18 protein-coding genes are annotated in these 21732 nt (G+C 64.9%); 2 read left to right on the forward strand and 16 right to left on the reverse strand.

The window, feature by feature from the left end; translation table 11 throughout:
- Positions 1-111: 111 nt before the first annotated feature.
- The 14 genes from hemA to bchF are packed head-to-tail and all read right to left on the reverse strand — an operon-like array spanning position 112 to position 15979.
- On the reverse strand, positions 112-1323 hold the full coding sequence (gene hemA, locus SR870_RS13125) for a 5-aminolevulinate synthase (protein ID WP_322514000.1): 1212 nt from the start codon (positions 1321-1323) through the stop codon (positions 112-114).
- Positions 1320-2390: a putative photosynthetic complex assembly protein PuhE gene (puhE, locus tag SR870_RS13130; protein WP_322514001.1), complete on the reverse strand. Its 1071-nt coding sequence runs from the start codon at positions 2388-2390 to the stop codon at positions 1320-1322. Before puhE ends, hemA begins: the two co-directional genes overlap by 4 nt.
- A gap of 13 nt (positions 2391-2403) precedes the next feature.
- Positions 2404-3501 (reverse strand): magnesium-protoporphyrin IX monomethyl ester (oxidative) cyclase, encoded by a 1098-nt coding sequence (acsF, locus tag SR870_RS13135; RefSeq protein ID WP_322514002.1) that lies wholly within the window; start codon positions 3499-3501, stop codon positions 2404-2406.
- Positions 3498-3803, reverse strand: a complete 306-nt coding sequence (locus SR870_RS13140) for a hypothetical protein (RefSeq protein ID WP_011442849.1) — start codon at positions 3801-3803, stop codon at positions 3498-3500. The genes acsF and SR870_RS13140 overlap by 4 nt, the downstream gene beginning before the upstream one ends.
- On the reverse strand, positions 3800-4291 hold the full coding sequence (gene puhC / locus SR870_RS13145) for a photosynthetic complex assembly protein PuhC (protein WP_322514003.1): 492 nt from the start codon (positions 4289-4291) through the stop codon (positions 3800-3802). Before puhC ends, SR870_RS13140 begins: the two co-directional genes overlap by 4 nt.
- Positions 4292-4304: 13 nt before the next feature.
- Positions 4305-4961, reverse strand: a complete 657-nt coding sequence (gene puhB, locus SR870_RS13150; protein WP_322514004.1) for a photosynthetic complex putative assembly protein PuhB — start codon at positions 4959-4961, stop codon at positions 4305-4307.
- Positions 4958-5722 carry a photosynthetic reaction center subunit H gene (gene puhA / locus SR870_RS13155; RefSeq protein WP_322514005.1) on the reverse strand — a complete coding sequence of 255 codons (765 nt, stop codon included), beginning with the start codon at positions 5720-5722 and terminating at the stop codon, positions 4958-4960. Before puhA ends, puhB begins: the two co-directional genes overlap by 4 nt.
- Positions 5723-5744: 22 nt before the next feature.
- Positions 5745-7178: a BCD family MFS transporter gene (locus tag SR870_RS13160; protein ID WP_322514006.1), complete on the reverse strand. Its 1434-nt coding sequence runs from the start codon at positions 7176-7178 to the stop codon at positions 5745-5747.
- Positions 7175-7876 (reverse strand): magnesium protoporphyrin IX methyltransferase, encoded by a 702-nt coding sequence (gene bchM / locus SR870_RS13165; protein ID WP_322514007.1) that lies wholly within the window; start codon positions 7874-7876, stop codon positions 7175-7177. Before bchM ends, SR870_RS13160 begins: the two co-directional genes overlap by 4 nt.
- Positions 7876-8814, reverse strand: a complete 939-nt coding sequence (gene bchL, locus SR870_RS13170; RefSeq protein ID WP_322514008.1) for a ferredoxin:protochlorophyllide reductase (ATP-dependent) iron-sulfur ATP-binding protein — start codon at positions 8812-8814, stop codon at positions 7876-7878. Before bchL ends, bchM begins: the two co-directional genes overlap by 1 nt.
- Entirely contained in the window at positions 8811-12557 is a 3747-nt protein-coding gene (locus tag SR870_RS13175; RefSeq protein ID WP_322514009.1) for a magnesium chelatase subunit H, read from the reverse strand. Before SR870_RS13175 ends, bchL begins: the two co-directional genes overlap by 4 nt.
- Positions 12532-14148: a ferredoxin:protochlorophyllide reductase (ATP-dependent) subunit B gene (gene bchB, locus SR870_RS13180; RefSeq protein ID WP_322514010.1), complete on the reverse strand. Its 1617-nt coding sequence runs from the start codon at positions 14146-14148 to the stop codon at positions 12532-12534. Before bchB ends, SR870_RS13175 begins: the two co-directional genes overlap by 26 nt.
- 2 nt (positions 14149-14150) lie before the next feature.
- Complete coding sequence (locus SR870_RS13185) at positions 14151-15437, reverse strand: ferredoxin:protochlorophyllide reductase (ATP-dependent) subunit N (protein WP_322514011.1); 1287 nt, start codon at positions 15435-15437, stop codon at positions 14151-14153.
- The gene (gene bchF, locus SR870_RS13190) at positions 15434-15979 is read right to left on the reverse strand and encodes a 2-vinyl bacteriochlorophyllide hydratase (RefSeq protein WP_416221166.1); all 546 of its coding nucleotides are present in this window, start codon (positions 15977-15979) and stop codon (positions 15434-15436) included. The genes SR870_RS13185 and bchF overlap by 4 nt, the downstream gene beginning before the upstream one ends.
- Positions 15980-16258: 279 nt before the next feature.
- Between bchF and SR870_RS13195 the strand changes: the two genes are divergently transcribed.
- A complete protein-coding gene (locus tag SR870_RS13195) occupies positions 16259-17143 on the forward strand; it encodes a cobalamin B12-binding domain-containing protein (RefSeq protein WP_322514012.1) in 885 nt (294 codons plus the stop codon).
- A gap of 66 nt (positions 17144-17209) precedes the next feature.
- Positions 17210-17890 (forward strand): biliverdin-producing heme oxygenase, encoded by a 681-nt coding sequence (locus SR870_RS13200; protein ID WP_322514013.1) that lies wholly within the window; start codon positions 17210-17212, stop codon positions 17888-17890.
- 117 nt (positions 17891-18007) lie between these two features.
- Here SR870_RS13200 and SR870_RS13205 read toward each other — a convergent pair whose 3' ends face one another.
- Positions 18008-20206, reverse strand: a complete 2199-nt coding sequence (locus SR870_RS13205; protein ID WP_322514014.1) for a GAF domain-containing protein — start codon at positions 20204-20206, stop codon at positions 18008-18010.
- Positions 20207-21568: a transcriptional regulator PpsR gene (ppsR, locus tag SR870_RS13210; protein ID WP_322514015.1), complete on the reverse strand. Its 1362-nt coding sequence runs from the start codon at positions 21566-21568 to the stop codon at positions 20207-20209.
- Positions 21569-21732 lie beyond the last annotated feature (164 nt).

Genomic DNA, 21732 nt, shown 5'->3' on the forward strand with positions numbered 1-21732 from the left:
TCGGTTGATCGTTTACTGTACCGTTCGACTCATCATCGGGCTCGGACGCAAAACGCGCGCCTCGCGGCGCGCGCCTGCTTCCGGTAGCACGAAACGGATCCCCGGGGCCGGTCAGGCCGCCTTGGCGAGGCCGACGCGAGCCCAGATTTCGCTGAGCGCCTGCACCAGATGCTCGATGTCGGCGTCGGAATGCTGCGGCGACGGCGTGATCCGCAGCCGCTCGGTGCCGCGCGGGACGGTCGGATAGTTGATCGGCTGAACGTAGATGCCGTAGCGGTCGATCAGTTCGTCGCTGATCTGCTTGCACAGCGCCGCATCGCCGACCATCACCGGCACGATATGGCTGGGGTTCGGCATGTGGGCCACGCCGGCCTGGTCCAGCCGGGCACGCAGCCGCGCCACGCGATCCTGATGGCGCTCACGCTCCACCGAACTGGCGCGCAGATGCTTGATGCTGGCCAGCGCGCCGGCGGCGACCGCGGGCGGCGGCGAGGTGCTGAAGATGAAGCCCGAGGCGAAGCTGCGAACGAAGTCGCAGACCGCCGCAGAACCTGCGATGTAGCCGCCGACCACGCCGAACGCTTTCGCCAGCGTTCCTTCGATGATGGTGAGGCGATGGCTGAGGCCCTCACGGTCGGCGATGCCGCCGCCGTTCGGACCATACAGGCCGACGCCGTGGACCTCGTCGAGATAGGTCATCGCGTTGTGCGCGTCGGCGACGTCGCAGATCTCGGCGATCGGGGCGATGTCGCCGTCCATCGAATACACCGACTCGAACGCGACCAGCTTCGGCGCGTGCGGATCGAGATCGGCGAGCTTGCGCTCGAGATCGCGCGGGTCGTTGTGCGCGAAGATCCGGGTCTCGCTGCGGCTGTGGCGGATGCCCTCGATCATCGAGGCGTGATTGAGCTCGTCCGACAGGATCACGCAACCGGGCATCCGCGACGCCAGCGTCGACAGCGAGGCCCAGTTGGAGACGTAACCGGAGGTGAAGAGGAGAGCGGATTCCTTGCCGTGCAGCGCGGCGAGCTCCTGCTCGAGCAGCACGTGATAATGATTGGTGCCCGCGATGTTGCGGGTGCCGCCGGCGCCGGCGCCGCAGCTGTCCAGCGCCTCGTGCATCGCCTTCAGCACCGCCGGGTGCTGGCCCATGCCGAGGTAGTCGTTGGAGCACCACACCGTCACATCGCCGACGCCGTCCGGTCGGTGATGCGTGGCGCGCGGATACGAGCCGGCGTGGCGTTCGAGATCGGCGAAAACGCGATACCGGCCCTCACGATGGAGGCCTTCGAGCTGACGGCGGAAATAGGCTTCGTAGTTCATGACGTCCTCCCGTTGATGGTTGCGGCCGGTTCCGCTGCGATTCCGACCCGGGCCGGCGCCAGACCGCTGCGCGAATGCTGTTCGAGGAACGTCTGGCGGAATTGATCTTCGAGCCGCTGGCGGGCGCAATTCGAGCGCTCCTTCGGCTGCCCTGCGTCGCGCGTGCTCGGTACCACGACGAGCTGCGGCGCCGCGCTTCTCACCTCCGAGCCGGAGGACGATGATTCGGCAGTCTGCGTCGACGCAGCATGCACGGACGCAGCGATATTGGCAGATGGATTCTGTTCCATGGTGACATTCTCCGGCGAGAAACCTGGACGGATACCCCAGCTCCACAACGTGATGGCAGGCAGCGGTAGCAGCATGAACCAATGCTCGACGACGCCAAGAGCGAATAAAGTCGATACCAGTGTCAGGCCGACGATTTCGGACGGCGTGTCGGCAACCTCGACGATGCGCTGAATCATCGCCATCAGAACGACGGTCGCCAACGTCACCGAGATCGGAAAGAACGCGCTGACAGGCTTGCGCGCGAAGTAGGTCTTGAGAAACTGTACGGCGTCCGGCATCAGTTCGTCGTTGGTGACGGGCACACCGAGAAACAGATTGATCTTTGCGCTCTGCCGCAACACCCACAACGCGAGATAGGTCCAGCGTCCGACTTCGTTCTCGGCGCCCAGGGTGACCAGCACCACGACCGCGCCGCAAGCCAGCAGACAGATCTCGTGATAGATGATCGCCTGCAACGCAAAGCTGAGGCGAGCCAAGCCCTTCGCGCCCGGCGGACAGGGCTCTGCCCGCGGGCCGGTCAGCCAGCCGGACAGAAACGCGATCTCCTGCGCTCCCCACAGAAAGATGATGCAGCTGAAGGCCATGTAGGCGGCGGCGACGCTGGTGTCGTTCGCCGTCACCGACAGGCCGCACAGCGCGATGGTGATCATTCCGCCGGCACAGACCACCCGCAGCATACCCGAGCGGCCGACGCTGCCGACCAGCAACATCACGGCGCCCGTGGAGAACCACCATACGAAGGCCGCGAAAATGGGTGGGCCGAGATAAGAGACCATCGCGTTGCCCCCCTCACCACGCCGGACGAAGGCCGATGACGCGGGGCAGTTCGTTGCGTTTCGCCGGCAACAGGAACAGCCGGCCGAACGCCAATGCGGCCGAAGCCACGTAGAACGGCCGCTTCAGCTTGCCGGCCAGACCCTGGCTGCGGCTGTCGGCGATCTTTTCAGAAGCGATGCGCAGGCGCTCGAGGCCCGCCAGGAACCGCGGATCGTCGAGATTGATCGTCACCGGGAAGACCTGCTTGGAAATCTCGGTGGTGATGCGGAACACCTGCATTCCGTATTCGGCGGCGTCGACGCCGAGCGCCTCGTAGAACGCCGGTCGCATATGATCGCGGACATACATCGTCGCGAACACGGCGAGCAGGAAGAAGCGGATCCACAGCTTGTTGACGCCGGTGAGCAGCGACGGATCTGCGCGCATCAGCAGCGCGAAGGCCTCACCGTGGCGAAACTCGTCGTTGCACCAGCGCTCGAACCATTTGAAGATCGGATGGAACCGGCGCTCGGGGTGGCGCTCCATCTGTCGATAGATGGTGATGTAGCGAGCGTAGCCGATCTTCTCCGACAGATAGGTCGCGTAGAAGATGAATTTCGGCCGGAAGTAAGTGTACTTCTTGACCTTGGTCAGGAACGACAGGTCGACGCCGATCCCGTGATCCTTGAGGATCTCGTTGATGAAGCCCGCATGGCGAGCTTCGTCGCGGCTGAGCAGACCGAACAATTCGCGGATTTCGGGATTCTTGATCCGCTTCTTGATCTCGGCGTAGAGCACGCAGCCGGAGAATTCCGCGGTCAGCGACGAGACCAGGAAGTCCTTGAATTCGGCGCGCAGCTCCGGCGGGAGCTTGTCGAGATCGTTCTCCAGGAACTCGTCGGTCTTCTTGAAATGCGATTTGTTGTAGTCGGCGCGCATCTCGTTCATCATCACGTTCCACTCGGAACGAACCAGGCTGACGTCGAGCTTGTCCATCGCGGCATAGTCGGTGGTGTAAAATCGCGGCGTGAGGATGGTGTCCTCCTTCGCGATGTTCAGACTTTCGACGCTACCCTTAATTTCCGGCCGGCTTCGCAGCGCGCCCTGGGCGCCACCTTCCATTGGAATCATGAGACCCTCCCATCTGAGAAGCTGACTTCGTAAAGTTCGGTCAGTTCGCGATATCCTTCGAGCCGCGCGCGGATCTTGTCGAGGAGACCCGCCCGGACCACCGTCGCGGTGCGGCGAACAACCAGCCGCTCGCCGAAATCGACATGGGTCGGCGCGTCGTGAACCATCACTTCGTCGCCGGGTCCGATCTCGATGTCGCCATCGAGAATCACGTGGGCATGAAGGGTCTCGGAGGTCTGCTCGATCTCGACCGTGCAGGGCACGTCGAAGCTTGTGCGTTTCCCGATCCGGAACGTGCTCATTTCGAGCCGTCCGTTTTGCTTTCGTTTGGTTTGTCGGCGACGTTGTCGCCGGGCATCAGTTGGGTGAACGCGCGGAGATTGTCGGCTCCGAATGCGTTCAGGTCGAGCACCTTCTTGGTCGCAGTGTCGGTCAGCGTGTACTGGCCGTTGACGTGGCGCGCGAGGTGGAACGGCGGAGCGGATCCGATGCCCGCCACCAGGCGCTCGCGCGCAAGCCCGCGCATCGCGACGCGGATGAAGCCGGACTCGCCCGGGTTGATCGTGCGAACCAGGGTATGATCGCTGGCGCGATAGATGTTGACCTGGCCGGTGGGGCTGTCTTCGAAAGTGAGGGCGATGCTCTCCACCGTCGCCGGCGGCGTCATGTGGGAGTGTCCGACTCCCGTCAGGCGGACTGTCGCCCCCGCCCCGATCGCAAACAAGACGATCGCGGCGGCGCCGATCAATGCGCCCTTGGGAACGGAGAGGTTGTGGGCGGCCTCGCTCATGTCAATCTCCGGTTCAGGCTACTGCGGTTGCCGTCGACAACGGGCCTTCTTTGGGTCCGCTGGTAGCCGTTTGAACGAGAGACACTGCGGAGGAATCGAGCTGAGCCTTCACCGCCTCGATGAGCGTGGCGGCGACCTTGTCGGCTTCGGGGACCGACAGCATCATCGGCTCGGGCTCGCGCAGGCGCCACGGCCGGATATGCGGCCATAGCAGGACGTAGGAGGTGCGTTTGGTGTCGATGATCCGCAGCGGAATGTCGCCGCTGCCATCGCGATGATTGTTCAGATCCGCATTGGCGATCTTGCCGAGCGGGATATTCAAGGTGATCGGCAGCGCGACGCCGGTCTGGATCAGCACACGCTTGCTGGTGATCGTATAGCAGCTCGCACGCCTGAACAGATAAGCGAGGAACGCCAGCAGGGCGAGACCGCCGATCGCCGGGATAAGGACGATCGACGCGGACGCCGACGCTTCCCAGATCGACTGGCCGTTCGCCCCGTTGGACCAGACCTTCCACACGAAGAGCAGCGCGAAATAGATCGCGACGGCCCGCATGTGGAAGGATCTGATGGCCAGACCTTTGTAGGTCGGCTTCCCCTGCCAGAGAACGCGCTCTCCCTCCGGCAAGGGCGACGGAAGTTCACGAAACTGGCTGGGGGCGTCCGTCATACGATCGACTCCTGACGCATCGGCGTGGCGTAGAGCGTGCCGGCGCCGTAGTAGGCGCAGATCTTGTCTTCTTCGAGCTTGGTCACCTGATCCGACTTCGCCGTGGTCGGAACGCCAGCGAACTGGTCACCACGAATGGCGTCGACGGACACCCGGCCGCTCGGGCTGTTGATGAGCGCGAACGGAACCGGAAGAAGCACGCGCTTCTTGGTCTTGGCGACTTCGACTTCAAGGTAGCGGGCAAGGACTTCGGCCCGGTCGACCCAGACCTCGGTCACCGTACCGCCGACCTGGCCGTCACAGCCGACCACCGGCATGCCGACCGGATTGGGATCGCGCGGATCGAGGAACATGCCCTTGGCCGCGCGCAGCGGCGCAATGATCGGCAGGTTGTCGAGTCCGGTCTCCGGAACGTCCTGACGCTGGGCGTAGGAGCCGGGGCCGACGCCGTCGGCGAACGGGTCGCCGGTCGGTGCGAACGCGGCACCCGGCCACGGAGCGACCGGAGCGAGCGCGACGTTGGGACGATCGTTGCTGGTGCTCGGAACGGTGCTGGTCGCACCGCCGCGCAGCAGATAGGTCTTCGGATCCGGCGGAGCCGGAATGCCGATCTTCCGCAGCCGGCCAGAGCCGGTGTCGGGAATCAGCGGATATCCTTCGCGCTTGTCTTCACGACGGAGATAGAAAACCAGACCCGCGAAGAAGATCCAAAATACGTACAGGGTAACCTGCGCAAAGTCCAAATACGCTCCGGGTTGCATGGGACCGACCCCTTCCTCTTTGTTAACCTGGAAATTCGGCTAGGCCGAACTTGGATGAAGGCTGCGCGTAGTTCGGCCGTGCAACGCGCACGAGAGGACCTACCGCAACCAACGTTGCGAACAGCAACGCGATCTCGATGTTGTAGACGAAGCCGTAACCGATCGCCGGACCCGACAGCACGGTGCCGAGCGCGCCGCTGTCTGCGAGCGAGGCGAACAGATCGCGCAGGCCGCCGCCGAGCAGAATGCCGCCGCCCGCCGCGGTCGCCTGTACCGCACCCCAGGCGCCGAGCGCGAGCCCGGGTTCGCTGTCGGAGCCGATCGCCATCGCCGCGGTCAGCGTGCCGGCTGCAAACAGGCCGCCGCCGAGTCCGATCAGCGCGGTACCGATCCGGAACAGCAGCACCGATTGTGCGGGCGCGGCCATCGCCACCGCTGCAAAGGCGAAGATCCCGATCACCGCGCCGAAGCCGGCCACACGATACGGATCGCCACCGCGGCCGAGCGTGCGCGCCGCGAAACCGAACCCGGTCAGCGTGCCGAGCGCGAAGAACGCGGTCAGCGCCGTCGTCTGACCCACGGATAGTCTGAGCACTTCGGCTCCGTAGGGCTCCAGCAGGATGTCCTGCATGGAAAAACCGGCGGTACCGAGCGCAACCGCGATCAGCATCCGGTTCGAGCCGCCGGCAGCGCGGAAACGCGCCCACGACTGGTTGAACTGCGGCCGCGGGCGCTTCGCCGATGTGAGCGTGGGATTGCGGGCTTCCTGCTTCCACAGCGCCACGATGTTGAGCAGCAACTGCGCGACCGCCACTCCCTGGATCACCTGGATCAGTTGAAGTTCGCTGAAGTCGCGCAGCAGTTCGCTGAACAACAGCGCGCTACCGGTCATCCCGACCAGCAGCATGACGTACAGGAACGCGACCACGCGCGGGCGGGACTGCTCCGGCGCGAGGTCGGTGGCGAGCGCGAGGCCGGCGGTCTGGGTCGTGTGCAAGCCGGCGCCGACAAGCAGAAACGCCAAGGCAGCGCCGATCTGACCGTAGACCGCGGGATATTCGCCGCCTCCGGACAGCACCAGCAGAGCGAACGGCATGATCGCGAAACCGCCGAACTGAAGCAGCGTGCCCATCCAGATATACGGCACGCGGCGCCAGCCCAGCACCGAGCGGTGATTGTCCGACTTGAAACCGATCAGCACCCGGAATGGCGCGAACACCAGCGGCAGCGACACCATCAGCGAGACCAGCAGCGTGGAGACGCCGAGCTCGACGATCATCACCCGGTTCAGCGTGCCGTTGAGCAGCACCACCGATGCACCGACCGAGACCTGGAACAGCGACAGGCGCAGCAGACGGCCGAGCGGAAGCTCTTTCGTCGCCGCGTCGGCGAACGGCAGGAAACGCGTCCCGAGACGCATCCAGCCCTTCGCCAATGTCGCCGCCATCTGGCTCATCGCCGAACCATCTCCAACGCCTGTGAGGTGTAGAAGCCGGACGACACCCGATGGGTGCGGCCCGGCTGCCACTGGGTCAGCAACGGATCTTCGGAGATCAGCTTCAGCAGTTTCTTTTCGCTGACGGGCTCGATCGCAGGAGCGCGATCGGCGCGCGGGAAGAAACCGCCGACGAAATGCATCAGTGCCAGCGCCGGGGTCTTCGGCGCGAACGTCACCGCCATCGACCGGCGGGTGCGCGATGCCAGCGTCGCAAGGATCCGGCAGATGTCGTGCGGCAGATAGTGGATCAGCGAATCCATCGCGACGACGAAATCGAACTCGCCCAGTTCGGGATCGAGCATGTCGCCGGAACGGAAATCGATCGCCGCCGGATCGATGTCTTCCGGGAGGCGTTCGCGCGCGACGCCGACCAGCGTCGGCGACAGATCGATCGCCAGCACCTTCGCGCCGCGCCGCGCCGCCGCGATCGACAACGCACCGGTGCCACAGCCGGCGTCGAGCAGCCGCGTGCCGGTCATGTCGGCAGGCAGCCAGGACAACAGCGTGTTGCGCATCTCGTCGCGGCCGGCACGCACGGTTGCGCGGATGCCGCTCACGGGCGCGTCCGACGTGAGCTTGGCCCAGGTATCGGCCGCGGTGCGGTCGAAATAGGTCTCAAGCTCTCCGCGTCGCTCGATGTAGCTGCCCAACGCCATCAATCAAATCCCAAGAGATCAAAGATGTCGCGATCCTTCAGCGGCTTGCCCTGGACCGGGGGCGTCTTCGCCTCCCACATCTCGGTCGCGAGCCGAAGATACTCTTGTTGCACAGCCAGAATTTCGTCGGTGTGATCCATCTCAAAAAGTGTCATCTTTTTCAGACGGCTCTTCCGGATGACATCGAGGTCCGGCAGATGCGCAACGCGCTGGATACCGGTGGCCGCGCCGAACTTGTCGATCTGGTCGGTCTCCCGACTGCGATTGGCAATGATTCCCGCCAGCCGCACACCGTAATTCTTCGACTTCGCCTGGATCGCCGCGGCGATTCGGTTGGCGGCGAAGATCGAGTCGAAATCATTGGCCGCGACGATCATCGCGCGCTCGGAATGCTGCAGCGGGGCGGCGAAGCCACCGCACACCACGTCGCCCAGCACGTCGAAGATCACCACGTCGGTATCTTCGAGCAGATGATGCTCCTTCAGGAGCTTCACGGTCTGCCCGACGACGTAGCCGCCGCAGCCGGTGCCGGCCGGCGGACCGCCGGCCTCGAGGCACATCACGCCGTTGTAGCCCTCGAACACGAAGTCCTCGGGACGCAGTTCCTCGGAGTGGAAGTTCACCTCTTCCAGCACGTCGATCACGGTCGGGATCAGGCGCTTGGTCAGGGTGAAGGTCGAGTCGTGCTTCGGATCGCAGCCGATCTGCAGCACCCGCTTGCCGAGTTTGGAGAACGCGACCGACAGGTTCGACGACGTCGTGCTCTTGCCGATGCCGCCCTTGCCGTAGATCGAGAACACCTTGGCGCTGCCGATCTTGACGGTCGGGTCGAGCTGCACCTGGACGCTGCCCTCGCCATCGCCTTCGGCGCATTTCGAGGCGTTGGAGTCGGCGCAGCCTGTTGTCTTCAACTTGAGGGGATCAGTCAGAATATTCATGCGGCCACTCCCACGCCTTCCAGGCGATCCTCGAGCTCTTCGCCTGCCTTGCGCAGGACCTCGAGCATTTCAGGGTCCGGAGACCAGTAGTTGCGTTCGTGCGCTTCGATCAGGCGGTTGGCGACCTTCGCTGACGCCACCGGATTGAGCGCGGCGAGGCGTTCCCGCATTTCGGGATCGAGCACGAAGGTTTCGGTGAGTTGGCGATACACCCACGGTGCGACTTCGCCGGTGGTGGCAGACCAGCCCATGGTGTTGGTGACGTGCTCTTCGATCTGCCGCACGCCTTCGTAGCCGTGCTTGAGCATGCCCTCGTACCATTTCGGATTGAGCATCCGGGTCCGGGTCTCGAGCGCGACCTGCTCCGACAGCGTCCGCACCGTGCCGGCGCCGCGAGTCTGATCGCCGATATAGACCGGGGCCGCCTGCCCCCCCTTCGCGCGCCGCACCGCGCGGCTGATGCCGCCCAGCGTGTCGAAGTAGTGATCGACCGTGGTGACGCCGAGTTCGACCGAGTCGAGGTTCTGGTAAGCGAGATCGACGTCGGCGAGCGCGCTCTTCAACAGATCGGCGCGCTGCACCGGCTGGCCCTTCAGCCCGTAGGCGAAGCTCTTGCGCCGCGTATAGGTCTCGGCGAGCTCGTCCTCGTCTTCCCAGCGGCTGTTCTCGACCAGATGGTTGACGTTGGAGCCGTACGCGCCGTCGGCATTGCCGAACACCCGCAGCGACGCGGTCTCCATGTCGCATTTGTGCTCGGCCTGATAGGCCAGTGAATGCTTGCGGACGAAGTTCTGATCGGCCGGCTCCTCGGTGCTCGCCGCCATGAAGGCGGCTTCCGCGAGCAGCTTGATCTGCAGCGGCAGCAGGTCGCGGAAGATGCCCGACATGGTGATGATCACGTCGATCCGCGGCCGGCCCAGCTCTTCGAGCGGGATCAGGTCGGCGCCGGCGAGACGGCCGTAACTGTCGAATCGCGGACGCGCGCCCATCAGCGCCAGCGCCTGGCCGATCGGCGCGCCCTCGTTCTTGAGGTTGTCGGTGCCCCACAGCACGATCGCGACCGTCTCCGGCAGCGGATTGCCCTCGGAGACGTGCTTGTCGATCAGCCGCTGCGCCTGCTTGGCGCCGTCCTGCAATGCGAAGGCGCTGGGAATGCGGAACGGATCGAAGCCGTGCAGGTTGCGGCCGGTCGGCAGCACCGCCGGCGTGCGCAGCAGATCGCCGCCCGGCGCCGGCCGGATGAACTTGGCGTCGAGCGCCCGCAGGATGCTCGGGATTTCGTGGTCCTCGGCGAGGATACGATCGATGCCTGCGAGTTCGTGAAGCATCGCGAGATTGGCTTCCGCCTCCGGGCCATTGCCGGACAGATGCTCGGGATGACCGCCGCGCACCAACGCTTCGATCAGCGTCTTGTCCGGGCGCTTGCCGTGCATCGCATCGGCGACAGCCTCCAGCGTTTCGACGCGCTCCTCTTCGGACGGCACGTTGCCGACCACGTGCAGACCATGCGGGATCAACGCGTACTCCATCTCGAGCACTGCGTCGGCAAGCTTGGCGATGGTCTCGCCGGCTTCTTGCTCGGTCCAGGCCGGTTCGGCCGGGGCGAGATCGAGGGCGGAGGCCTGCGCCTGCACCAGCACCGCAAGGTTGGTGCGTTCCGTCTCTTCCTCCGGCGTCAAACCGCGCCAGCGTTCGATCGAGGATTTCAGCTCGATCAGCCCGCGATACAAGCCGGCATGGGCGACCGGCGGAGTCAGATAGCTGACCAGCGTCGCCGCCGAGCGTCGCTTGGCGATCGCGCCTTCTGACGGATTGTTGGAGGCATAGAGATACATGTTCGGCAGATCGCCGATCATGCGATCCGGCCAGCAGGTGCCGGACAGACCGGTCTGCTTGCCCGGCATGAATTCCAGCGCGCCATGGGTGCCGAAATGCAGCACGGCATGGGCGCCGAAATCCTGCTTGATCCAGCGATAGAACGCCGAGAAGGCGTGGGTCGGCGCAAACCCCTTCTCGAACAGCAGACGCATCGGGTCGCCTTCGTAGCCGAACGCCGGCTGCACGCCGACGAAGACGTTGCCGAAGCGCTCGCCGAGCACGAAGATCGAGCTGCCGTCGCTCTGTTGTTTGCCGGGCGCCGGACCCCATTGGCCTTCGATCTCGCGCAGCCAGCGCTCGTTCTTGACGTGATCTCCGGCCATCACGCGGGCGTGGACGTTGGCGGTGGCGCCGAAGCGCGACGCATTGCCGTTGATGATGGCTTCGCGCAGCGCGTCGACGGATTCCGGCAGGTCGACGGTGTAACCTTCCGCCTTCATCGCCTTCAGCGTGTTGTAGAGCGACTCGAACACGCCGAGGAAGGCCGCGGTGCCGGTGTTGCCGGCGTTCGGCGGGAAGTTGAACAGCACGGCCGCGACCTTGCGGTCCTTGCGCTCGCTGCGGCGTAGCGCAACCAGCCGCGCGGTGCGCGACGCCAGCATCTGCGCCCGCTCGATGCAGATGTTCATGTCGCCGCCGGTCTCGTTGCGGTCGAACTTGCAGAACTTGTCGCAGCCCGGACAGGCGACGTCGCCGCCGTCGGAGCGACCGCCATAGACCATCGGGCCCGACGAACCGTCGAGCTCCGGGATCGCCACCATGATGGTGCTTTCCACCGGCATCAGCCCGCGATCGGACGCGGCCCACTGCTCGAGCGTCTGGAATTCGACCGGATGCGCCGACAGATACGGCACGTCAAGCTCGGCGAGGATGTGCTCCGCCGCCTTCGAGTCGTTGTAGGCAGGACCGCCGACGAGAGAGAAGCCGGTGAGCGAGACCACCGCGTCGACCGTCGAACGGCCATTCTTCATGAAGAAGCGCTCGATCGCGGGGCGCTGGTCGAGACCCGAGGCGAACGCGGGAATGACACGAAGGCCCTGGGCCTCGAACGCTTCCAGCATGCCATCATAGTGACCGGAATTGCCGGCAAGCAGATAGGAGCGCAGCAGCAGAACGCCGACCGAACCCTTGGCGTCGGCAGGGCCGGCCGGGAGCTTCTCGACCGACTCCGAGATCCGCCCCTTCATCTTCGGATGATACACGCCGATGTCGGCGTATTCGACCGGCGGCTCGACCTTGGCGACGCCGCGTAGCGCCTTCCGCGGACCGCTGGCATAGCGATCGATCAGCAGGCGGACCATGTTGGCGATGTTCGCCTCGGAGCCGGCCAGCCAGTATTGCAGCGTCAGGAAATAGGCGCGCATGTCCTGCGCCGTGCCGGGGATGAAGCGCAGCAGCTTCGGCAGCTGCCGCAGCATCTTCATCTCGCCCTTGCCAGCGCCGCCTTCGGTCTTCTTGCCGCGCAGCTTCTTCAGCCAGTTGATCATGCCGAGCGCTTCGGCGCTCATGTCGAACTTGCCGACGCGGGTCAGCTTCACCACTTCGCCCGCCGACATGCAGCACACCAGCGCATCGCAATCATTGCGGCGCGCCTGCAGCGCCGGCATCACGGCGCGGACGTGGTCGTCGAGGAACAGCATGGTGGCGATGACGATGTCGCCGGTGCCGATATCGGCGACGCAACGCGACAGCGCGGTGTCGTCGGTGCCCCACTCGTCGGCGGAGTGGACGATCAACTCGAGCCCGGGATAGTCGCGACGCAGCAGATCCCGCGCGCGCGCGGCGGCGCCGGACAGGTGGCTGTCCATAGTAACGATGACGACACGAACTGGCGTCTTGTCAGCGTGCGAAGTGCGCTTTTGCATCGTACAAGGTCTCGACAGTGATGGTTGCGACGCCATTCTCGTTGGCGAATCGCTCGGTATTCCGGCGGGCTTTCCCGCGAACGAAGAACGGTATCTTCTGCAGTTCCTTCTCGGCTTCGGGCGCCCACACGGCAGCGGCTGCTGCGGCTGCGGCCGCACCGGTTGCTGACGCGACGTCGGGCGCAGCAGGAGTAGCCACAGAGGCCGCCGGCTCGGCGACAGCTTCCGCGACGGGCGCGGCGTGGCCGGTGCCGAGATGCGACGGCATCGCGCCGTCCTTGAACTCGAAATCGTCCTTGAACATCGTCAGCAGATGCTCTTCCAGGCCCATCATCAGCGGGTGGACCCAGGTGTCGAAGATCACATTGGCGCCTTCGAAGCCCATCTGCGGCGCGTAGCGCGCCGGGAAGTCCTGAACGTGCACCGGTGCCGAGATCACGGCGCAGGGAACACCGAGGCGCTTTGCGATGTGACGCTCCATCTGGGTGCCGAGCACCAGCTCGGGATGCAGCTCGGCGACCTTGGCCTCGACCTCGAGGTAATCGTCGGTGATCAGCGGCTCGACATCGTAGCGTTTGGCGGCCTCGCGCAGTTCGCGGCCGAATTCGCGGCTGTAGCTGCCGAGTCCGACCACCTTGAAGCCGAGCTCTTCCGACGCGATCCGCGCCGCGGCGATCGCGTGGGTGGCGTCGCCGAAGATGAACACGCGCTTGTTGGTGAGGTAGGTACTGTCGACTGAATGCGAGTACCACGGCAGCCGGCTCGAAGCATCCTGCAGCACGGCCGCGGGATCGACACCGGCGAGTTCAGCCACTTCCCTGATGAAATCGCGGGTCGCGGAAACGCCGATCGGCACCGTCTTGGTGAACGGTTGATGGAAGATGCGATGCAGCCAGGACGCCGCCTGCCCGGCGATCTCCGGATACATCACGACGTTGAAATCGGCGTCGCCGAGCCGCGCGATATCCGCCGGCGTCGACCCCATCGGGGCGACGACATTGACGTCGATGCCGAGCTTGCCGAGCAGTCCGGTGATTTCGGTGATGTCGTCGCGATGGCGGAAGCCGAGCGCCGTCGGCCCGAGCAGATTGCAGCTCGGGCGAACGCCCGCGGCCCGCTCCGGGCGCTTGGTGCCGGGCGGCGGCGCGTTGGGACCGGCGAGCGCGCGGACGAGCTGGTAGAAAGTCTCGGCGGCGCCCCAGTTTTCCTTGCGCTGATAGGCCGGCAGATCGATCGCGATCACCGGGATCGGGAAGCCGAGCGATTTCGCCAGCCCGCCCGGATCGTCCTGGATAAGCGAGCCGGTGCAGGACGCGCCGACGATCATCGCCTGCGGCTGGAACCGAGCATAGGCGTCACGCGCGGCCGTCATGAACAGTTCTGCGGTGTCGCGGCCGAGATCGCGCGCGGCGAAGGTCGTGTAGGTCACCGGCGGCCGCTTGTTGCGGCGCTCGATCATGGTGAAGAGCAGATCGGCGTAGGTGTCGCCCTGCGGTGCGTGCAGGACGTAGTGCAGCCCTTCCATGCCGGTGGCGACGCGCATCGCGCCGACATGGGGAGGTCCTTCATAGGTCCAGACGGTGAGCTGCATGATCAGGCCACCAGCTTGGCGCGGCGCACGAGCGGGCGCGCGAACAATTCAGCGAGGTCGGCCGCCTGCTCGTAACCCTGGATCGGGGTGAACACGAGTTCGATCGACCATTTCGTGGTGATGCCTTCGGCCTCGAGCGGATTGGCGAGGCCGAGGCCGCAGACGGCGATATCGGGGCGAGCGAGGCGGCAGCGGTCGAGCTGCAGGTCGACGTCCTGGCCTTCAGTCAGCGCGACGCCAGCGGGCAGCAGCTTCAGCTCTTCCGCGAGATGCTCGCGATGCAGATAGGGCGTGCCGACTTCGACCAGCTTCATCGACAGCTCGCGCGCCAGAAAGCGCGCCAGCGGAATCTCAAGCTGGGAGTCGGGGAAGAAGAAAATGCGACGATCCGCAAGCTGGGTCTTGTAGACCGACAGCGCGCGTTCGGCGCGGGCGCGGTTCGGCTCGGTCACCTTGTCGAATTGTGCGGCGTCGATCCCGAACGCATCGGCGGCGGCGCGCAGCCAGCCGGTGGTGCCTTCGACACCGAGCGGGAACGGCGCGGCGAGTCGCTTGGCGCCGCGCTCCTGCAGCGCGCGCACGGTGTCGGGCAGGAACGGCTGCGCCATCAGGATTTTGGTGTTCGGCCCGACGCTGGGCAGCGCGGTGGATCTGCGCGGCGGAAAGAACTGCACCGGGCCGATGCCGAGCGCATCGAACATCCGCATGAACTGGTCTTCGACCACATCGGCGAGCGAGCCGACCACCAGCAGCGACGAGGTCTCGTCCTGCGCGGCGGGCAGTTCCGGTGCCAGCGACGCGAGACAGGCATCCTCACCCTGGGTGAAGGTCGTTTCGATGCCGCTGCCCGAATAGTTGAGGATCCGCACGCCGGGCGAGAACCGCTGCGACAGCCGCAGGGCTGCGCGCGACAGATCGAGCTTGATCACTTCCGACGGGCACGACCCGACCAGAAACAACAGCTTGATGTCGGGCCGCCGCGTCAGCAATTGCGTGACGATGCGGTCCAGTTCGTCATTGGCGTCGGTGAGACCGGCGAGATCCTTCTCTTCCATGATCGCCGTGCCGAACCGCGGTTCGGCGAAGATCATCACGCCCGCGGCCGACTGGATCAAATGCGCGCAGGTGCGGGAGCCGACCACGAGGAAGAACGCATCCTGAATCTTGCGGTGCAGCCAGACGATGCCGGTCAGCCCGCAGAATACTTCACGCTGGCCGCTCTCGGTGCGAACCTCCCGCGAAACCGGATCTTCCACTGGCGCAGCGCGGGGTTGGACGTGAACGGTCATGCGCGACTCCCGGAAGTGCCCGGAGCGCTCATCGCGGCGATCCGCTCGTCACGGCGCGCGGCGCGGAGCTTGAGCAGGAATTGCGCGGCGTTGACGACGTAGGTTGCGTAGGCCGCGAGCGCGACCAGCATCTGCTGACGCGGATCGCCGATCCCGGCGAACAGCATCACCAGATAGGCGGTGTGGAGCGCCAGAACGAGGAAGCTGAACACGTCTTCCCAGAAGAACGCCGGCGCAAACAGGTAGCAGCCGAACACTTCGCGCTCCCAGATCGCACCGGTGATCATGATGGTGTAGAGCACCAGCGTTTTGATCACGATCGAAGCGGTCGCTGCGGTGTAGCCGTCGCCGGTCGAGAGATATCGGAGCACCAGCCCGAGGCTGATCAGAAAGACGAGAAACTGCACCGGCGCCAGGATGCCCTGCACGAGCGTCCACTTTGTTGCGTCGCGGCGAACCCGTTCCTCGGGCGTGTAAAGCGTCTTAAGTCTTTGCAATGGCTGTCCTACCGGCGCGCCTTCACCAGCATCGCCATGCCGCACTGCGGAAGATGTTTTGACGGTCTCTATGTAAAGAACATTTGACACCTCGGCGTCGCGGTGATGCGATACCGACGGCCGCGGCAGGGAGGCAGGCACCGCGGCACCAACACCGTCATTTTCTTGATCTGATGCTGTTCTGCGGTGCACCGCGCCACTCCCTAAGTGCGGCTGATCGACGAAGGCTAGTCTCGGATGACAGGACTGTCAACCAAACCATACGTAAATTAAACTTGACGGTCGGAAGGCCGGTCGGGTTAGCTGGTGAGGAGGGAGTATCCAATGACCGACCGGAACGAGCTTTCGCTTCCGCATGCCACCGACGCCGACCGGACCCAGTTACCCTCAAGGTCGCTGGTTCTTTTGCCTCCTGAACCGATCTGGCGATATCGGTCGCCGATCGCCGGTAAAGGTCTCGTTCGATCGCTCCATAACCAGATACTTCCCCAGGTCGGCTTCGCCCTACGCTCCATGTCCTTCCCGAGTATTCCCGTTCAGGCCGATCCAGCCGCACCGTTCGAAGTGCAACAGTTCACGCTTCTGGTGCTCGGCTTCGACGAGAGCGCCGCCCTCGCCTATGTCGAATGTCTTATCGCGCGAGGGGCCTCCACTGATTTGATCTTCCTCAACCTGCTGGCGCCCGCGGCGCGACGGTTGGGTGAGATGTGGGAGGACGACACGACCGATTTCGCCAACGTCACGCTCGGCGTCAGTCGCCTGCATCGCATTCTGCGCCAGATCGGCGAAAACCAAGCCCCATCCGAGGGCGCTCTGCGCAGTGGCGCTGTGTTGCTGACCACCATCCCGGGCGAACAACACAGCTTCGGGCTCGCAATGGTCGCGGAGTTTTTCCGGAACGACGGCTGGGACATCAGCACGGGTCCGTTCGCCACGCATCGTGAGATGTCGGCGCTGGTCGCGGAACGCTGGTTCGACGTGATCGGCTTCTCGGTGACGAGCGATCGTCGGCTGGACGAGCTGAAGCGCAATATCACCGACATTCGACGCGATTCCCGCAACCGCCGGATCGGCGTCATCGTCGGCGGGCCGATGCTGGTGAGTCGGCCGGAGCTGGTGGGATCGCTGGGGGCCGACAGCATGGCGATCGACGGCGCGAGCGCGCCGCAGCTCGCCCGCGAATTGGTGATCCTCCTGAACGGCGCCTGATTCTGCCCGACATTCGCGACCCGCTTCCGCTCTGCTATAAGGCGGCGGTCAATCCGGGGAGCCAAGATGGTCACAGTCACCGCGGACAGCGCCGCGCCGAGCGTCGTCACCGCCCTTTATCTTCGCACCAAAGCCCTCCACCTCGAGGCTGAGCGAACCGGCGTCGTGGCCGAGATCCTGCGCGGAGCCGCGAGCCGCGACGCCTACGTACTGCTGATGCGCAATCTGCATCCGGCCTATCGGGAAATCGAGGACGGGCTCGAACGCCATCGCAACAGCCCGGTCCTCGCTCCGCTGGGGCGGTGGCGTCTGGCGCGGACAGCCGCAATTGCAGCCGACCTCGCGGCGCTGGCCGGCCCGGACTGGGCGGAGCAATGGCCGCTGCTGCCGGAGGGCGAAGCCTATGCCCGCACGGTCGCGCTTGCGGCCGAGGGCGACGGCAGCCGGCTGATCGCGCACGCCTATACGCGCTATCTCGGAGACCTCAATGGCGGCCTGATCGTGCGCCGTCTTCTTGAAAAATCGCTGGGGCTCGGCGCTCCCGAACTCACCCACTACGATTTCTCGGCAATTGCGGAGCCGGCAGCCCTGAAGTCGGACTATCGCCTGGCGCTGGAACGGGCCGGTGCGGCGGCCCCCGACTCCGACGCCATCGTCACGGAAGGTGCGGTCGCCTTCGAATGCAACATCGCACTGTCTGTCGCAGTCCAGCGGCATCTCGCCGCGAGCCCGGCGCAATCGCGATAGCGCCTTCGAGCGATCCGAACACCTCCGTGCTCCGACGTCCTCCGTTGGAAGAAATGGGTCCCGGCAGGAGCTCCGAGGGCCACGCTTGATTCGACCGGAGACGAATGACTCCGGCTCCTACTTCTTCCTGTCGTGATTCCTGGTCGTGCCGTCGTCTCCGCCGGTGCGGGACGCATGCAGCATCAGATATTCGAGGACTTCCGCGGTACGCAACGTCGAATCCCGCACCCCTTCGAGCATTTCGGCGATACGCCCGGTCTCGACGCCGTAGGTGATTTCCAGCGCCGCGAGTTGGGCGTTCTCGACCAGCGACGACAACAGATTCTGATAGACGAGGTCGGATCTGGAATCCAACCGCACACTGCCGACCCGACTGCTCTTGATGATGCCTTCCTGGAAACGGCTGCGTGCCGCCTCCGCGGCGCGCCGATCGGTGTTGTCGGTGAAGATCAGCACGAAGCCGAGCGCGCGATCGCGCGACGGAATCACCGGATCCGCCCGCACCAACAGCGGTCGCGATTCGTTTGCGGGACCGCGCAGCAGCAATTCGCCCCGCCAGCCGCGCCGGCGACTGATCAGTTCGCCGACATTGCGGATGAAATCGTAGGGTTCGACGAACGCTGCCGCCAGATCGTCGAGACGGTGGACCGGCGGATGCGCCTGCGGCAGCATCGATGTGAAAGCATCGTTCATCAGAAGGATCTTGCCGTCGATGTCCGCAATCACGACCGGATGATCGGAGGTCAGCACCTGTCGCGAGAACTGGTCGAGTTGCTCCTGCGCGATCAGCGTTCGCACGGCGCGAAACTGCAGGACGATGTCGGCGACCGACTGGCCGATCGTCCGCACTGCTGCCAGGTCGGCGGGCGTCCACGGATCGGAGGTCCCCTCGACCACCTGATTCCATTTGGCGAACGAGCGCCGCGGCGAGAGATCGGCCGGCGTCTCCCCGATCACGAAAGGCTTCTTCGGATCGCCGCCCCAGGTGACCGTTCGCACGCGCTCCGGCCGGAACCAGATCAGGAATTCACCCGGATGGTTGGAGACCGGCGCGGCGACGACGCCGCTCGCCACGCGCGTCAGCGGCGCGAATTCCGGCGCATCGAGGCCGAGCGACGACGTCGAAATCACCGACGCGCGCGGCTGGCGGCTGAGCCAGGCGGCGACTTCCCGGATGTCCTGGGTTCCCGGCACCTCACCGATCGTGGTCACCTGCCCTTCATACACCAGCGCGCCACCGGCTGCGCCCACCGGGGGCAGGATCGACTGCGTGGTGTCGAAGATCGCCGCACGCCAATCGCCCTCGCGCGAGATCGCCTCGATCATGCGCTGCTCGAGCCGCTGCACGAACAATTCGGACTGGCTCTGCGCGAAGCTCTCCAGCGCGGTGATACGCGTAGCGACAGCCTCGGCGAGCAACTCGCAGACGGCGCGCAGCTCGAAATGGATGAAGCGCGGCTGGTAGTGGTGGCAGGCGACCAGGCCCCACAGTTTGCCGCCGACCACCAGCGATATCACCAGCGTGGCGCGGACGCCCATGTTCTTCAGATACTGCAGATGGATCGGCGACATCGAGCGGAGGAAACAGCTCGACATGTCGAGGTCGCGCCCGGTGAGCGGCGACAGCCGCGGCTGCAAAGGCACCGGCTCGTAGCCGACGTCGACCAGCACGCGCACGCGAATTCGCTCGTACAAGCGTCGCGCCATCTGCGGAATGTCCGAGGACGGGTAGCGGTTGTTGAGATAGGATTCGAGGCCAGGGACGTGGCGTTCGGAGAACACCTCGCCATGGCCTTCTTCGTCGAAGCGATACACCATCACCCGGTCGTAGCCGGTGCGATTCTGAAACAGCAGCGCAGCTTCCTCGCACAGCGCACGGACCGAACTCGCGGTTCGGATCTTGTCCAGCGCGCGCCCGACCATCAGCGGCAGATCGACCGGCGGACCGGCGCGTTCCAGCTCGACGATCAGCCCTCCCTCCACCGGCCGATGGATCAGGCCGTCGAAATCCGCACCCGGATTGCCGATCCGGCAGCGCACGGCGATCGGCGTTCCTTCGGAGGTCGGATCGAGATGCGGCAGGATGCGCATCAGCAGATCGCCTTCGAGTTCGGCGAGCGGCAGGCCGAGCACCTGCTTGACGTTGAGGAATTCGGTGGCGTTGGCGCTGGCTTGAATGATGCGGTGATCCGGCTCGCTGATCACCAGCAGAGCGCCATGGGGCTGGATCGACCCCGCAAGATGAATCTGCTCCTGCTCGCAATTCGAAAGATCGGCGGTTCCGAATGCGGGGGAGATTGTGGCTTCAGCCGTCACTCAGCCCTCAGCGTCCTGGGAGCCGGCACCTTTGTCGTCCAGCCCATAGCGCGCGAGCTTGGCATACAGACTCTGTCGGCTCAACCCCAGCAATTCGGCGGTCGCCGTGCGATTGCCCTTGGTTAGTTCCAGTGCTTCCTTGACGTAGTGACGTTCAACGATACCGACCGTATTCTTGACCAGCTTTCGTAGCGACGAACGGCCGAGCTGCTTGCTGATCGGGCCGAGCGCGGAGCGCAGCGCATCGCTATCGCCGCCGCCGAGACGGCGCGAGACATTCCGGATCAGAACGCCGAGGTAGTTGTGGTCGTCGCCGTCGACCGCCGAGATCTCGACCTCCGTCTCGCTGCCGAGTTCGCCGCGAATGGTGGTCTGGAACAGCCGCACGGTCTTGTAGCGCTGCAGATGCGACATCAGCGCGGCGAGATCGGCGCCGGGCTGATTGAGCCAGCGCCCGAGCGATTCGCCGATCGCAGATCCCTTGGAGCCGATCTGCACGATATCCAGAAAGGCCTGATTGGCGTGGCGGATCACGCCTCCGGCGTCGAGCGCAACGAAGCCGTCCGGCACGCGGTCGATCAGCGTCTTGAGCACCGTCGGTTCGGTGCGATCGTCGTCCCGCAGCGTCGTGGCAGCGGGGGAGAATTGCAGCAGGAACACGTGGCCCTGCTGCGACGACACCAGCGACCCGCGCAACATCCACGGCCGCGCATCGCGGCCGACATGCACGAGGATGCTCAGCGCCTTGCCGCGATCGCGGACCCGCGCGAGCATTTCGCGCACGGCATCGCGATCGATCTGCAGGATTTCGTTCAGAATCTCACGGCCGGTGACGTCTTCGTTGTCCCGGTCGGGCCCGCTCAGGGCCTGCACCGCAGCCCGGTTGGCCTCGATGATGCGCAGATCGTTCGCCGCGACGATGATCACCGCCTCGGTCGCCGCATCGAACACCAGCCGGTAACGCGTCTCCATTTCGCGAAGCCGCCAGTAGTCGCGTTCGATCGTTTGCTGCGCCGCAATCAGCCGCGCGTGCAATTCGGTGACCGCCTGAAGGTTTTTGCCCACCGCGAGCAGCCCGGTGCGATCGCCGAGCAGCATGGTGGTGAACTCGATCGGGAGTTCGGCTCCGGAGGGAAATCGCTGATTGACCTGCCGGAATGCAGAAATGCCGCTGGTCCGGGCGTCCTCGACCATCCGTCGGACCTTGTCGCCCCCATCATCGCCGGCAATATCGGTCCAGGCTTGGCCGAGCCAGGCCTGAACACTCTCCCCGGCGAGAGCCGGTGAAAGGGAAGCGTCGCGTATCACGCCATCCATATCGAGCAGGAGGGTAATGTCGGGTTGGACGGGCTTTGCAGACATCGATCCACTCGCAAGCGACGGTCCGGCGTCACCGAGACGCAATCGGACGGTCACGCCGCAGCAATTATGCAGACAGCGTGCCAATGACAAGTGAAAGCGGCACTCGGCCGTCAAGAAATCCGCCGAATTGCCTATTCCGCAATAAAATTACGCGAATTCAAGGC

This window comes from Rhodopseudomonas palustris, assembly GCF_034479375.1.
In the GTDB taxonomy this organism is placed as follows: domain Bacteria; phylum Pseudomonadota; class Alphaproteobacteria; order Rhizobiales; family Xanthobacteraceae; genus Rhodopseudomonas; species Rhodopseudomonas palustris_M.

Bases quoted from the DNA above. Each gene is read 5' to 3' on its own strand.
- hemA (WP_322514000.1), bottom strand. From the start codon at position 1,323: ATGAACTACGAAGCCTATTTCCGCCGTCAGCTCGAAGGCCTCCATCGT.
- puhE (WP_322514001.1), bottom strand. From the start codon at position 2,390: ATGGTCTCTTATCTCGGCCCACCCATTTTCGCGGCCTTCGTATGGTGG.
- acsF (WP_322514002.1), bottom strand. From the start codon at position 3,501: ATGATTCCAATGGAAGGTGGCGCCCAGGGCGCGCTGCGAAGCCGGCCG.
- SR870_RS13140 (WP_011442849.1), bottom strand. From the start codon at position 3,803: ATGAGCACGTTCCGGATCGGGAAACGCACAAGCTTCGACGTGCCCTGC.
- puhC (WP_322514003.1), bottom strand. From the start codon at position 4,291: ATGAGCGAGGCCGCCCACAACCTCTCCGTTCCCAAGGGCGCATTGATC.
- puhB (WP_322514004.1), bottom strand. From the start codon at position 4,961: ATGACGGACGCCCCCAGCCAGTTTCGTGAACTTCCGTCGCCCTTGCCG.
- puhA (WP_322514005.1), bottom strand. From the start codon at position 5,722: ATGCAACCCGGAGCGTATTTGGACTTTGCGCAGGTTACCCTGTACGTA.
- SR870_RS13160 (WP_322514006.1), bottom strand. From the start codon at position 7,178: ATGAGCCAGATGGCGGCGACATTGGCGAAGGGCTGGATGCGTCTCGGG.
- bchM (WP_322514007.1), bottom strand. From the start codon at position 7,876: ATGGCGTTGGGCAGCTACATCGAGCGACGCGGAGAGCTTGAGACCTAT.
- bchL (WP_322514008.1), bottom strand. From the start codon at position 8,814: ATGAATATTCTGACTGATCCCCTCAAGTTGAAGACAACAGGCTGCGCC.
- SR870_RS13175 (WP_322514009.1), bottom strand. From the start codon at position 12,557: ATGCAAAAGCGCACTTCGCACGCTGACAAGACGCCAGTTCGTGTCGTC.
- bchB (WP_322514010.1), bottom strand. From the start codon at position 14,148: ATGCAGCTCACCGTCTGGACCTATGAAGGACCTCCCCATGTCGGCGCG.
- SR870_RS13185 (WP_322514011.1), bottom strand. From the start codon at position 15,437: ATGACCGTTCACGTCCAACCCCGCGCTGCGCCAGTGGAAGATCCGGTT.
- SR870_RS13195 (WP_322514012.1), top strand. From the start codon at position 16,259: ATGACCGACCGGAACGAGCTTTCGCTTCCGCATGCCACCGACGCCGAC.
- SR870_RS13200 (WP_322514013.1), top strand. From the start codon at position 17,210: ATGGTCACAGTCACCGCGGACAGCGCCGCGCCGAGCGTCGTCACCGCC.
- ppsR (WP_322514015.1), bottom strand. From the start codon at position 21,568: ATGTCTGCAAAGCCCGTCCAACCCGACATTACCCTCCTGCTCGATATG.